The organism is Chryseobacterium indologenes (assembly GCF_018362995.1).
In the GTDB taxonomy this organism is placed as follows: Bacteria; Bacteroidota; Bacteroidia; order Flavobacteriales; family Weeksellaceae; genus Chryseobacterium; species Chryseobacterium indologenes_G.
On the sequence record NZ_CP074372.1, the window covers coordinates 4,994,789 to 5,008,467 of the forward strand.

14 protein-coding genes are annotated in these 13,679 nt (G+C 35.8%); 4 read left to right on the top strand and 10 right to left on the bottom strand.

Annotated elements, in window-relative coordinates:
- Positions 1–4: 4 nt before the first annotated feature.
- Positions 5–478: a hypothetical protein gene (locus DYR29_RS22675; protein ID WP_213278648.1), complete on the bottom strand. Its 474-nt coding sequence runs from the start codon at positions 476–478 to the stop codon at positions 5–7.
- Positions 479–988, bottom strand: a complete 510-nt coding sequence (idi, locus tag DYR29_RS22680; RefSeq protein ID WP_213278649.1) for an isopentenyl-diphosphate Delta-isomerase — start codon at positions 986–988, stop codon at positions 479–481.
- Between the two features lie 316 nt (positions 989–1,304).
- On the opposite strand from idi, the gene DYR29_RS22685 reads away from it, so the two are divergent.
- Positions 1,305–1,715 (top strand): LNS2 domain-containing protein, encoded by a 411-nt coding sequence (locus DYR29_RS22685; RefSeq protein WP_047376850.1) that lies wholly within the window; start codon positions 1,305–1,307, stop codon positions 1,713–1,715.
- A gap of 87 nt (positions 1,716–1,802) precedes the next feature.
- Positions 1,803–2,762: a D-2-hydroxyacid dehydrogenase gene (locus DYR29_RS22690; protein ID WP_142716250.1), complete on the top strand. Its 960-nt coding sequence runs from the start codon at positions 1,803–1,805 to the stop codon at positions 2,760–2,762.
- Positions 2,763–2,829: 67 nt separating this feature from the next.
- Here the strand turns inward: DYR29_RS22690 and mscL are convergent, their stop codons facing one another.
- On the bottom strand, positions 2,830–3,207 hold the full coding sequence (gene mscL, locus DYR29_RS22695; RefSeq protein WP_047432100.1) for a large conductance mechanosensitive channel protein MscL: 378 nt from the start codon (positions 3,205–3,207) through the stop codon (positions 2,830–2,832).
- Positions 3,208–3,452: 245 nt separating this feature from the next.
- On the opposite strand from mscL, the gene DYR29_RS22700 reads away from it, so the two are divergent.
- A complete protein-coding gene (locus tag DYR29_RS22700) occupies positions 3,453–4,970 on the top strand; it encodes an NAD(P)H-hydrate dehydratase (RefSeq protein ID WP_213278650.1) in 1,518 nt (505 codons plus the stop codon).
- Positions 4,971–5,068: 98 nt separating this feature from the next.
- On the opposite strand, the gene lgt is transcribed toward DYR29_RS22700, so the two are convergent.
- Positions 5,069–5,890, bottom strand: a complete 822-nt coding sequence (lgt, locus tag DYR29_RS22895) for a prolipoprotein diacylglyceryl transferase (RefSeq protein ID WP_249413689.1) — start codon at positions 5,888–5,890, stop codon at positions 5,069–5,071.
- Positions 5,891–6,399: 509 nt separating this feature from the next.
- Positions 6,400–6,651: a membrane protein insertion efficiency factor YidD gene (yidD, locus tag DYR29_RS22710; protein WP_047423501.1), complete on the bottom strand. Its 252-nt coding sequence runs from the start codon at positions 6,649–6,651 to the stop codon at positions 6,400–6,402.
- A gap of 101 nt (positions 6,652–6,752) precedes the next feature.
- Here yidD and DYR29_RS22715 point away from each other — a divergent pair, with 101 nt between their 5' ends.
- Positions 6,753–8,030, top strand: coding sequence for a replication-associated recombination protein A (locus DYR29_RS22715; protein WP_213278652.1), 1,278 nt, complete (start codon positions 6,753–6,755; stop codon positions 8,028–8,030).
- A 46-nt stretch (positions 8,031–8,076) separates the two neighbouring features.
- Here DYR29_RS22715 and DYR29_RS22720 read toward each other — a convergent pair whose 3' ends face one another.
- The 5 genes from DYR29_RS22720 to DYR29_RS22740 form a co-directional block, all read right to left on the bottom strand.
- The gene (locus tag DYR29_RS22720) at positions 8,077–8,514 is read right to left on the bottom strand and encodes a hypothetical protein (protein WP_213278653.1); all 438 of its coding nucleotides are present in this window, start codon (positions 8,512–8,514) and stop codon (positions 8,077–8,079) included.
- 115 nt (positions 8,515–8,629) lie between these two features.
- Complete coding sequence (locus tag DYR29_RS22725; protein ID WP_213278654.1) at positions 8,630–10,861, bottom strand: DUF2339 domain-containing protein; 2,232 nt, start codon at positions 10,859–10,861, stop codon at positions 8,630–8,632.
- A 111-nt stretch (positions 10,862–10,972) separates the two neighbouring features.
- A complete protein-coding gene (locus DYR29_RS22730; RefSeq protein ID WP_213278655.1) occupies positions 10,973–11,683 on the bottom strand; it encodes a hypothetical protein in 711 nt (236 codons plus the stop codon).
- Between the two features lie 363 nt (positions 11,684–12,046).
- Positions 12,047–12,895, bottom strand: a complete 849-nt coding sequence (gene pheA / locus DYR29_RS22735; protein WP_213278656.1) for a prephenate dehydratase — start codon at positions 12,893–12,895, stop codon at positions 12,047–12,049.
- A gap of 237 nt (positions 12,896–13,132) precedes the next feature.
- On the bottom strand, positions 13,133–13,543 hold the full coding sequence (locus tag DYR29_RS22740) for an acyl-CoA thioesterase (protein ID WP_047423407.1): 411 nt from the start codon (positions 13,541–13,543) through the stop codon (positions 13,133–13,135).
- Between the last annotated feature and the right edge of the window lie 136 nt (positions 13,544–13,679).

Below are 13,679 nucleotides of genomic sequence, written 5' to 3' on the forward strand. Positions count from 1 at the left end.
ATTTTTATTTCTTTATTTTAAAACTGTTAAAAGTCTCATTGAATTGGGTCATATAGTTTCCGTTCCAGAATTTCTGGCCACAGTTGATGGAAACTAAATATAAGTTTTTGTCTTTTTGAAAAACTTTGGTTATCCAGAACAGCTTCTCTTTTTCATCAAAGTGTTCATACACATATTCTGTGTATCCTTTCTGTCCCTTTTTATCTTTCACTTTATTCTCCTGATCCTGTGACTGATAAAGTGCCAGGATGAATTTTTTTACTTCTTCTTTAGGAAGTGTCAGATCATGATATTCCGAAATTGTAATGGCTCCTATCTGGCTGGTAGGAAAAATATTGATGATCTCGCTGTCATTTGTAGATTTCCAGCCGTCCGGAACATTAATAGAGTAGTTGGGACTTTCATATACTTTTGCTTTTTGGGCAAAAAACAGACTTCCCGTTAAGATTGCAGAAAAAAACAATATTTTCTTCATCATTTAAAAATGGTGTTTATATTCTTCGAGGATAATTTTGAACCATTCTGTAAAGTTTTCAGGATGTTCAGAGATTTCTTTATCGAGATTTTCAGGGGAAATGAATCTGACATCTTCCACTTCTTCTTTATTCAGATTGAAATCAGCTTCATAGTTTCCCACAAATACGTGATCCAGCTCGTGCTCCCAAAGGCCGCTGCCAACATCTGCTTTATAAATAAAATTGAATTTTTCTGAAAGTTCTGTCTCTATTCCAAGCTCTTCCTTTAGTCTGCGCAGGGCCCCTTCCTTATAAGTTTCCCTATCTCTTGGATGTGAGCACACCGCATTGGTCCATTGATTGGGAGAATGGTATTTTCCTGAAGCCCTTTTCTGAAGAAGCATTTCTCCTTTACTGTTGAACAGAAATACAGAAAAAGCACGGTGCAACAGGCCATTGACGTGAGCCTGCTGTTTTTCCATCAGCCCTAAAACCTCATCTTCAGGATTTACTAAAACGACAAATTCTTCCATTCCTACAAATGTAAGAGTAATAAATGTATTTTGGAAATTTTTAGATAAACATCATGCTTTTTGTAGTAATCCTGAGAAAGTAGAGAATGCTTTTTTATAAATTTGCAAATTTACTTTTGCTTTTTGGCTATTCTTATATATTAATCATAAAAAGAAATATCAAAACGAAAAATTTTAACTATTTGAGATGAAATGGTTGATAAAATATTGATATTATTCTTCAAATACTACTTTTTGTAGTATATTTTTAACTTAAACTAAGATTAACGTGCCTGATAGTTGTAAAAACGCTAACTTTGTTACTTAATATTTAGTAATGGAATTAGAATACATTGAACACATTAGTCCTATTCTAAAGGATGGCGTAAAAAATTACTTAATAGATATCGACGGAACCATTACAGATGACGTTCCAAACGAAGAACCGGAAAGAATGGTTACCTGCGAACCTTATCCTGATGCACTGGAAACTGTCAACAGATGGTATGATGAAGGGCACCAGATCTGCTTTTTTACTTCAAGAACCGAAAATCTGAAACAAATCACTATTGACTGGCTGGATAAGCATGGTTTCAAATACCACAGCGTACTTTGCGGAAAACCAAGAGGAGGAAATTATCACTGGATAGACAATCACCTGGTAAGAGCTACAAGATACAAAGGAAGATTTACGGATTTGGTAGAAAAACAAGTGACCATTGAAGTATTCAAAGAAGACGGCGAATAAAAATATAATTCAAAGATTTAAAGATTAAATGCGAACCCGGTTCCTTTAATTTTTAAATCTTTCATTTTTTAATATACTCGATATTTTATGAAAGTTTTAGCAAACGACGGCCTGGATCAATCCGGAATAGATGCATTGACAGAAAAAGGCTTTGAAGTGATTACTACAAAAGTTCCACAGGAGTTTTTGGTAGATTATATTAACGAGCACAAAATCCGTACTCTATTGGTGAGAAGTGCTACGCAGGTAAGAAAAGATATTATTGACGGATGCCCATCTATCGACATTATTGGAAGAGGTGGAGTAGGTATGGATAATATTGATGTAGACTATGCAAGAGAAAAAGGAATCCACGTGATCAATACTCCTTCTGCTTCTTCGGAATCGGTAGCTGAGCTTGTTTTTGCTCATTTATTTTCCGGAGCAAGATTTCTTCAGGATTCTAACAGAAAAATGCCTTTGGTAGGAGATACTGAATTTTCAGGTCTTAAAAAAGCTTATGCTGCCGGTATTGAACTGAGAGGAAAGACGATTGGTATCGTGGGAATGGGAAGAATCGGGCAGGAAGTGGCAAGAATTGCTTTAGGACTTGGGATGAGAGTGGTTGCTGCTGATAATAATGTAGGAAAAGCGAGTATCAAAGTAAAGTTTTATAACAACCAGTTTATCAATGTTGATATCGAAACTGAGCCATTGCAGGAGGTTTTAAAGCATTCAGACTTTATTACGCTGCATGTTCCGGCTCAAAAGGATGGCTATATGATTGGTCAGAATGAATTTGAAATCATGAAAGACGGAGTAGCTGTTGTGAACTGTTCCAGAGGAGGAGTTATTGATGAAGCAGCTTTAATTCAGGCCTTAGATTCCGGAAAAGTAAGATTTGCCGGATTGGATGTTTTCATTAATGAACCAACACCTTCTAAGGAAATTCTTAATCATTCTAAAATCTCTCTTACCCCTCACACGGGAGCTTCTACTCTTGAAGCACAGGACAGAATTGGGCTTTCTTTGGCTGAGCAGATTTCAAGTATTTTACAGATTCAATAATTGAATGATATTATACAACAAAAGCACCTCAAGTTGAGGTGCTTTTTTATTTTGAATTTTTGTCAGATTATATATTTTTGCTTTTCAACAAATCTCTGATCTCTGTCAGTAGTTTTTGATCCTCTGTAGGTCCTGCAGGAGCCGGAGCATCTTTTTTGTTGACTTTATTGGCTAGTTTGATGATCCAGAAAAGAACCATGGCAATACAAAGGAAGCTGATTACTGCTGAAAGGAAATTTCCATACGCAACCCCGTTCCATGTAAGTTTTGCAATATTTTCTGCGCCGGCTGCTTTTAATGCCGGATTCAGTATCAGAGGAGTGATTACATCTTCTACCAAAGACGAAACAATTTTACCAAATGCTGCACCAATGATCACACCGACAGCAAGATCGAGAACATTCCCCTTAAAGGCAAACTCTTTAAATTCTTTTACAAATCCCATAATTTATATTTTTTTAATTAGTATATACACAAAAATATAATTAAAAAATGTAAAAAACACTACTTTTTATAGTTTTTTATTCCCAAAACATTGAGTTTTATGATGAATTCATAGAATTGGATTTAATGAATATTTTAGCTTTATACAGATACTTTATTTCATTCATGAGGTCTCCTTATTTTTATTATTGACGTGATACCATAATGAAAAATCTTTTGTAATTTGCTTAAAAGTTTGTTTCACCTATGAAGATTTTTACCGCAGAACAGATTCGCAGCTGGGATCATTTTACAATTTCCCATGAACCGGTTTCATCCATCCAGTTGATGGAAAGAGCTTCAATGGCAGCAGCCCACTGGATTTCGGAACATTGTAAAAATCATAAAAAGCTGGCCGTATTCTGTGGCAACGGAAACAATGGAGGAGATGGATTGGCGGTAGCAAGAATACTGTACCTCAAAGGTTTTGATGTCGATGTATTTGTAGGAGATTCCAAACGGAAATTTTCAGAAGATGCTTTGGTCAACCTGAAAAGGCTCCGCGATTTATCAGGAATTTCAGTCAGAAAATTTGATCAGAGCGAACACTATAATTTTGATGATAAAACAATTATTATTGATGCTCTTTTCGGAACAGGTTTATCCAGATCGTTGGAAGGGGAGTTGAAAGGACTTGTAGAGCAACTGAACTCTAAAAAGAATATTAAGATATCCATTGATGTGCCTTCCGGATTATCTTCAGATGAAATTTTTGATAATGGTCCCGTTATTCTGAAATCTGATTACACACTGACTTTTCAAGGCTGGAAAAGAACTTTCCTTCACCCCGAAACCGGAAAATATACCGGTAAAGTAGAAGTACTGGATATTGATTTAAACAAAACCTATGCTGATACAACGGATGCAGAATACTTTATCATTGATGATCCGTTGATAGAATCTATATTCAGGCCCAGACAGGAATTTTCTCATAAAGGAAGCTATGGTAAAGCTGCAATCATAGGAGGAAGCTATGGGAAAATAGGAGCTGCCGTTCTGGCTACACAATCTGCCTTAAAAACCGGAGCTGGACTCACCTTTACGCTGGCACCGGAATGTGGATATGAGATACTCCAGACCTCTTGTCCTGAGGCTATGTTTATAGAAGGAGGGGAACAGTTTATAACAAAATTTGAGATAGACAAAGACCTTATCTATGGCATAGGACCTGGACTGGGAAATCATCCGGATACTGAGAAAAGTTTTCTGAGCTTTCTGAAAAACTATTCCAGCCCGTTGATTCTGGATGCCGATGCATTGAATATTATTTCTAAAAAATCAGGAAATCTGAAATTAATCCCCAAAAAATCAATTATTACGCCTCATCCAAAAGAGTTTGAAAGGCTTTTCGGAAGTACAGAAAATTCTTTTAAAAGACTTGAACTAGCCAGAGAGAAGGCAAAAGAGTATCATATTTATATCGTATTGAAAGATCATCATACACAAGTTATTACTCCGGAGGGAAATGTGTTTTACAATATAACGGGAAATGCGGGTCTTGCGAAAGGAGGCAGTGGGGATATCCTTACCGGAATTCTGACTTCACTTTTAGCACAGGGCTATTCTGAGGAGGAAACCTGTATTCTGGGAATATGGCTTCACGGAAGATCGGCTGATCTTGCTTCAGAAAGACATTCAAAAGAATCTATGCTTCCCACGGATGTTATTGGTGAATTTGGAAGCGTTTTTGAGGAGCTGAACAGGAAAGTTGCCAGAAGTTTGTAATAGGAAATGAACTGAACGGCTTTTTAAATAGACTTAAAAACAAAAAGGCAAATTTGTAGCGCTACAAATTTGCCTTTTTATCTTAAAACCGGAGTCCTTTAAACTCCAGTAGTATTCTTACCTTTTTCTATGTATTCAGGTTTTTCATTTTCTTCCGGAGTAATCTTAAATTTCTTAGAAACGATCATGATAACAACTCCTGCAATCATAAAGGGAATAGAAAGTACCTGACCTGTATTCAGACCTCCGATCTGGATGAATTCGTCACCTTGCGGCTCTTTAAGGAACTCAACAAAGAATCTGATAGCCCAGAGAATAATAAAGAACAGTCCGAATAACCATCCCTGCTGATATTTTTTATCTGTTTTTCTGTAAAGTATCCATAATAAAATGAATAGAAGAACATACCCTACAGCTTCAAATAACTGGCTTGGATAACGAGGTACGGTAAGACCATATTCACTGCTTTGCTGTGGGAAAAGTAAGGCAAACGGAGAGTTGGGATCAGCAGGTTTACCAACGATTTCAGAATTGAAAAAGTTTCCCATTCTTACAAATGCTCCTCCTAAAGCTACTACAATACCTAATCTGTCATATACCCAGAACGGATTTTTTCTGATGATTTTAAATGAATAATACAGCGTTGTGAAGATCAAAGCGATAGTAGCGCCGTGACTTGCCAATCCTGAAAATCCTGTGAATTTTAAACCATTTTTTGTACTTATGGGTAAAAATACACTCCAGAAATCCTCTTTAAACAATTCCGGTTGATAGAAAATAACATGTCCTAATCTTGCCCCAAGGATTGTTCCAAGTAAAGTCCATGTGAAAAGAGGTTCAAGGTATCTTTGGTTAATATTGTCAATCTTAAAAATTCTCGTCATTAAAACATATCCGAAACCAAATGCAAATACAAACATCAAACTATAAAAGTGAAGGGTAAATGATCCGATATGAATTCCTTTCGATGGATCCCATATTTTGAATGGAATTTTTAGTTCTATGGTATCAGAATCTGTAATAGGTTTTGCTGTTTTTACCGCATATTTAAACTTTGTAACATTTTCCTGGGTAGCAGCGGTACTGATCAGCTTAAAGTTTTTATCAAGAAACTGATAGTTGGCATCTTTGAATCTTGCCAATGCTGAAGCTGCATAATTATAATAAGAAGGCTCAAGGCTGGACCCGTTAAGGATCACAACAAAAGACTGGCTCTTATCTGATTCTCTGTCCGGAAAAGCGGTAAGGTCTCCCATTTCTGTGGTAGAATAGATTTTTACCGGAACATTGCTTCCGTTGATATCTAAAGTTCCGTCAGATAAACCTCCAGGGTATTCCTGCGCAAAAAAAAGCTGCGTGGTGAACGCAAACAGCACAAGATAAATTCTGAAAAAAATAGTATTCATTTTCTATTGATTTAATAGTTTGATTATTGACATTTATGTTTGGGTGGAACGGGATCATAACCGCTGCCTCCCCACGGATGGCATCTCAAAATTCTTTTAAATCCCAGCCAGAATCCTTTAAAAATCCCATGAACCCGAAGAGACTCAATCATATAATGAGAACAGGTAGGTTCGTAACGGCAGTTTTTGGGAAGTAAGGGCGAGATGAACCATTGGTAAAATTTTATCAAAATTACCAGCGGAAATGTAATGATTTTATTGAATGTAAGTTTCAAAACAATGCAAAAATAGGGTAAAAAAATGAAAATTAGTTTAATTTTGTTATAAGTTTCGGTGATCAAAAATCCGGAACATTGATCTTAAAAATAGAATTACTTTGAATCAAAATATTCCATTAGCTGAAAAATTAAGACCCAAAACCCTGAACGATGTATTGGGGCAGGAACACCTTACCGGCAATAAAGGAACAATCAGAAAAATGATTGAAAATAACACGCTGAATTCGCTGATCCTTTGGGGGCCTCCCGGAACTGGAAAGACGACGCTGGCTGAAATCATTTCAGAACAGTCGGGAAGGAAGTTCTATAAACTTTCTGCTGTTTCTTCAGGGGTGAAAGATGTTCGTGATGTCATTGATGATGCTAAAAAACAGAATTTGTTTTCCGGGAAATCACCCATCTTATTTATTGATGAAATTCACCGCTTCAACAAATCTCAGCAGGATTCATTGCTCCATGCCGTAGAGAAAGGCTGGATTGTCCTGATAGGAGCGACTACTGAAAATCCAAGTTTTGAAGTAGTTTCAGCGTTGCTTTCGAGAAGCCAGGTTTATATTTTAAAAGCTTTGAGTTATGAAAAACTTGAAGAATTGATTGATATTGCTTCTGAAAGATATAATAAAGATGAAGGAACCGATTTTAAAATCCTTGAAAAAGAAGCTTTTATTCAATATTCGGGTGGTGATGCCAGAAAGTTGATCAATTCTGTAGAATTGGTTTTGAATCAATATAAAAACTCCGGTACAACAGAAATCATTAATACCGATGTTCTTGAAGTTCTTCAGGAAACCATGGCGCTGTATGATAAAAACGGCGAGCAGCATTATGATATTATTTCCGCCTTTATCAAGTCAATGCGTGGTGGTGATCCAAATGGAGCTGTGTATTGGCTGGCAAGAATGATTGCCGGAGGGGAAGATATTAAGTTTATTGCCCGTAGAATGCTTATTCTGGCCGCTGAAGATGTAGGGCTGGCTAATCCCAATGCGCTGGTGGTTGCCAATAATTGTTTTCAGGCGATCAATGTGATTGGAAATCCTGAAGCAAGAATTATATTAAGTGAAACGGCTGTCTATCTTGCGGTTTCTCCTAAGAGTAATTCTGCTTATATGGCGATCAATGAAGCATTGGCTTTGGTAAAACGAACCGGGAATTTACCGGTACCACTTCATTTGAGAAATGCTCCTACAAAACTGATGAAAGATCTGGACTATGGAAAAGAATATAAATATGCACATTCCTATGAAGGAAATTTTGTGGAACAGGACTTTCTCCCTGAGGAAATCAGGGATGTAAAATTATATGAACCTGGTACTAATTCTACTGAGAAGAAGATTTATGAGGAGCTTAAGAAAAAATGGAACAATAAATATTAAAATAAAAAAGGATGCTGAAAATGGCATCCTTTTTATATTATTCAAGTTATTCGGTAGTGTAGATAAACAATGTTTTCTTACCGTTGTGATCTTTTGTTTCAGCTTTTTTCTTGATCTCAGGATAGATCATCGTGCTGGTATCCGTAAATTCATAACCTTCAATAAATACCGGATTGTCTGCCGGAATATTATATTGTGCGTTGATGTTGGATAAGGACATTCTGTCCAATGTATTTTCTCCGTTTTTGAATTTGTATTCAGTTACCCCTTTTGTAAAAACAGAACTGTATTTTTTTAAACTTTGGGGAAGACCTACCGAAGTATTGTATACTTTAGAAACCTGCAATATGTTCTTTTTCGCATTGAACAATTCTACTGTTCCGATAGCGTTGTCAGCAACTGCAAACTTTACAGCAGGATTTTTTTGCTGTGCAAATAAAGTAGCCGAAGAGAGTATTAAAAAAGAATAGAGTAATTTTTTCATAATCAGAATATGTAACTGTTAAAAACGTGATAAATATAGTTATTTTTTATAAAATGTGAATGAAATCTCAGATTGTTTTACATTTTATTTATAATAAAAACTTTTATTTTGATTATCAGTCTGTAGTTTCTTCATTTTTATCTTTTTTGTCAACCATATTTCTGATGATATTTTTCAGTCGCTGAAAAGCGAAAGAACTTAATAATAAGATAATTCCGAGAGCAATAAAGGCGCTGATTCTTGAAATATTATCCATTTGCCATACATCATAACCGTAGAGTTTTAAAACCATAAGCCCTATCAATGCAAAACCAACCTTGTTGTATTCCTGAATATCTTTTTTTAAACCCATATAAATAAAAATGCTGGCAAGAATAGTCCATACTATAGGAAGATAAAGAATATTGAAGTGTTCGCTTGCTTCATAAGAATGAGGAAGGTCATTAGAAACCATTAAAACATAAGAATGATGAAGCTCGCAGCTTAAGGAAATGATAAGTGTCAATGACAGGATCCAGTAAGAAATCCAGACTTTATGAAATTCCGATGATGGAATGATCCGGGAACATACATATATAAAAGGAATCCACTGAAGCAGATGCAGTAAATAGAAACTTAAATGGAGCTTTTTTGTTAATACAGCCGTTACAATTGGTAGTGTGGAAACTGAAGTATTAAGGATGATCAGAAATAAAAACAGATAAATCAGAGCGGTCTGAACATCACTTCTGATATTCAGCAGTTTTCTGAAAAGTAATAATATAAACAGATAATAAATACTGAATAATAATCCTATGCTGACAATCGCTGACCAAGGCATTTCTGAAACATGATATGTGATTTCAAGAAGAAAACTGATATAAATAACTCCGTAGCTAATCACAGTCACAAGATCTTCAAAAAAGGTATTAACTTTCTCCTGCGATTCTTTTCCGGTATTCCTTAATAAATATAAATTGATCATTAGGGAAACGATCGTAAATGAACTGGTAATAAACGGAGGATTGAATATGATATTAAAATCTGTTGTTCCCAGATACTCTGTCCAGGTTACAATCTGAGCGATCATGACCAATGGAAAAAGGATGTAAAAGAAAATCCTAAAAATCTTATGACCTGTTTTTTTCCAGATGAAAAGCAGCAGGGTGGTTTCTATTGCCCAGATACTGGTGATAAGGTGGGTTTTAAACTGAATAGCTATGGCAATAGTGATAAGGCTGGTAACGAGTCCTGCAAATACAGAATAAGCGACTCCGAAGTTTTTTCGTCCATATTCTCTAAAAAGCAGGATAGAATTGACTGCAGCAAAAATGAGTGGAAAAATAATGGGAGGTTCATAGGCTAAAGTATCAAAAATATAAAGTAGTCCCAGAACACTCGAAAAATTAGCAAAAGCAAGTATTAAAATATCAGAAGTTGAAAGGATATTTTTCTTGATGTAGTCATGCAGGGCAAAAAGGTAGAAAATCACATAACTGATCATGTAAAAAGTAATGCTTAAAAGTTCCGTGCTCTCATTCGTCCAATAAAAAAGATAAGCGGTTGTAAAAATATAGGCAGTCCATCCTACGCTTTTCCAGTGTTGAAGAAAAGAGACTACCAGCATTCCAATATTTAAAAGAGTAAGATAAATAAAAAGGAAAGGGTAGTTGCTTTGCCCAGTACTGATCATCAAAGGAGCACTGAAACCTCCAATTAGTGAAAAAATAATCAGGACTTGACTTTTGTAATAATAAGATAAGATAATAGATGCTGCTGTAATGAGGGCGGTGATCACAAAAGCTGTATTCTGTGTAAAAAGATGATATTCCCGGAAAGCGATGGTGGCGGTGAAGTACAACACGGCAATTCCGCCTCCGGTTATAATAGAAGCAAATGCTGTATAGTTTTTTCTGAGGAAATGTCCTGTAATGATGATTCCTGCTCCGGTACAAAAACCAATACCCGCTCTTGCAGTTTCTCCGATCCAGTTTTTATCAATAGCATACTTTACAAAGTAACCGATTCCGAGAACAAGAGTAAAAATACCAATGATGGTGAGGGCGTTTTGTTTTAAAAAATCAAAAACAGGGGTCAGCCAGTCTTTTTGAACCGGCAATAGAACTTCTTCATTTTCTTCCCTGTTTTTTATTTCTTTAGGAACAATTTGATGAGGCTGTACTTGCTGAGGAACAATAGTTTCTTCCGCTGAAGCTTTTTTTTGCATCACTTCAGACTGAGCCGGGGCCTTATTGATTTTATAATTAAGGTCAGTGATTTCCTTTTCAAGTCTTCTGATTTTAGTATTCAGATTGTTGAAAATGATGAAGATTACTATAAGTATGATGACAGCAATAAGTTCATTCATTTCATTAGTTTTATCAAATATAAAGAAATGTTTGAAAAGCGATTTAAAAAATTAACCCATCACTTATACTGTGATGGGTTAAATGGTATAGATAACTAACAATATGTTTTACTAGTTGGATACTTTGTAAATATAGAATGATGAGATACTGGATCCTAACAATCCTGCATTAATAACACCTGAGTCTGTAAGTCCAAAAGATACTTTATCACCAGCCTGGAATGAATACAGAGAGTTGATGCTGGAATCAGAAAGTGTTAAGTTAACTGCCAGTGCAAGGTTAACACCACTGAAAGGACGGCTGTCTATTAGTGTGGATACTCCTGCTCTGGTTCTTGCGATTCCAATTCCCGGGCCCCCTGACAATAATGATGCCTGTAGACCTGTTCCATATCTGAATGCAAATCCAATAGCATATACCCCTGTAGATGGAATGGTATAAGAACCGTCAGCATCTGTAAATAAAGCGGCACTACCTATATTACGGTCAGCTGCCACAAAGTTGACAGGCAGGAATGATGCAGGGAAAACTCCTACATTCAGAAAGCTTAGACCAGTAGTTTTTTTTGCTGCATATACAGTAGTATTGGTTCCTGATGCGGCAATTAATAGCGCAGGATCTACAGTGTAAACCTGAGTACTTCCCTGGTTAATTGCTAAAACCTGATAGCCAGGTAATGCTGTAGCTGCAGGTGTGTCTCTAACTTTCAGTGTTCCATTAACATCTAGAGTTGCAGATGGAGTAGCTGTATTGATACCAACTTGTGAAAACAAAGGTAAGGTTGCGCATGCTAATATTAAGCTGTAAAGTTTGGTTTTCATGATCAAGATTTTTAATTAGTTGCTTAGCAAATATACAATAAAAATTATACCCTTCATTGTGAAATTTGCAATTTTAATATTAATATGATGTAATATATTTAAACATATGTTTGTATTTTAGGTTAAATTATCTCATAATTAAATTACGAGTTATTATATTTATTTTTTAAATAATTGTCTGTTTATGAGGTTTTTAAAGAAATTTATTTCTCCCTATTGTGTGGGTTATTTTTTTAGCAAAAGGGCGGTGTTGAGTACCGGATATTTTTTTTATAAAAATTATTTTTTTTCCGTTTTTAGTCGTTTTAAAAGCAAAAACACTGCTCAAATGGCAGTGTTTTTAATGTATTTATTTGCTTTTTTCTAGCTTTCCAGGAGGAATTCTTTATAGTTTCCAAGAAAATCAACATTAGCATTGATAGATTCCAGCTCTTTGAGCGCATTTCCATGTAAGACTTCTTCCCAAGGTCCTTCCACGTTGATGAAGAAGAAATAATTGCCCAGTCCGGTCTTTAATGTTCTGGATTCAATTTTGCTGAGGTTCATTTTTCGCCATGCAAAAACAGATAAAACCTGATGCAATCCACCGGGGTGATCTTCAGGAAGAGTGATCAGCATTCCCGCTTTTTCTCCCAAAGTTTCCAGCTTGTTATTTTGGTAGGTACTGTGTTGCTTAGAAATGATGATAAACCGGGTATGATTCTGTTCAAAATCCTGAATATTACGGTTGATAATTTTCAGTCCATATAAATTGGCGGCAAACTGGTTAGCAACAGCAGCAATAGCAGTCTCCTTGTTCTCTGAAACAAATTTTGCGGCAGCAGCTGTAGAGGAAAAATCCTGCTTTGGAATCTCTTTATAATGAGTATCCAGAAAATGGAAACTCTGTGCGAGTGCCTGTGGATGTGAATATATTCTTTCAATATTCTCAATAGAGTTGTCCGGGTGAATCATAAGGTGATGCGCAATAGGCATTACCGCTTCTGCTTCAATCTTAATAGACGGGGTCTTATATAAATAGTCCAGCGTCATAGAAACTGTTCCCTCAATAGAGTTCTCCAAAGGTACAACGGCCTTTACTGCTTCTCCGCTTTCAATAGCTTTAAAACAATCCAGAATACTGGCTTGTGGTAATAACTCTTCATCAGGAAAAAGCTGCGCCGCGGCAAGCTGGGTGAAACTGGCATGAGGTCCCAAAAATGCAATCTTCATAATATAATATATAAGGGATGATTAAAATAAAGGTACAAAGGTGCGAATTAATTCATAAATAGAGTTCAATGTTTTATGTTTAAAATTTAATGCTGGGAGGTACGAGTTACGAGGTTCGGGTTACGGATGCGGGATGCTGGTTATTTTGATGCTGTTTACTCATAACATTAAACCTTGGGGTCTTTAACTTTAAAACGTCTAATCCCTATCACCTGCTACCTAACTCCTGCCATCTGGCTACTCCTTCCAGTTCTTCTCAATCATTTCCATCAGAAAATCTGGACATTTGATAACCTTATTGGTTTTTGCATCCAGAAAAAATAGAGTAGTGGAAGCTTCTGTTATTTTAATATGCTCTTCATTGTAAATTTCATATTCAAATTCGATCCTTACTCCCGGAATTTTTTTAACATAAGTATGAATTTCTAATTTTTGATCATACAAAGCTGGTCGGATATACTTAATTTTATAGTCCGAAACGGGCAGCCAAATTCCTTGGTTTTCAATTTCATCGTATGAAATTCCTATGCTTCTGAAGAGCTCAACTCTCCCCACTTCGAAGTACGTTGCATAGTTGCCATAGTATACGTATTTCATTGGATCTGTTTCTGCGTAACGTACTCGTATTGAGTGTGTTGTGTGTATCATTTTAGATGTTAAATTATACATACAAATATATTTTTAAATAATCAATACCTGCAATATTTTTTTTTGAAAAGAAAAAATTGGACCTTTGTCTTCCTTCTAAACACAGTACAAACAAAGAATAATCGGGGCATAAAAA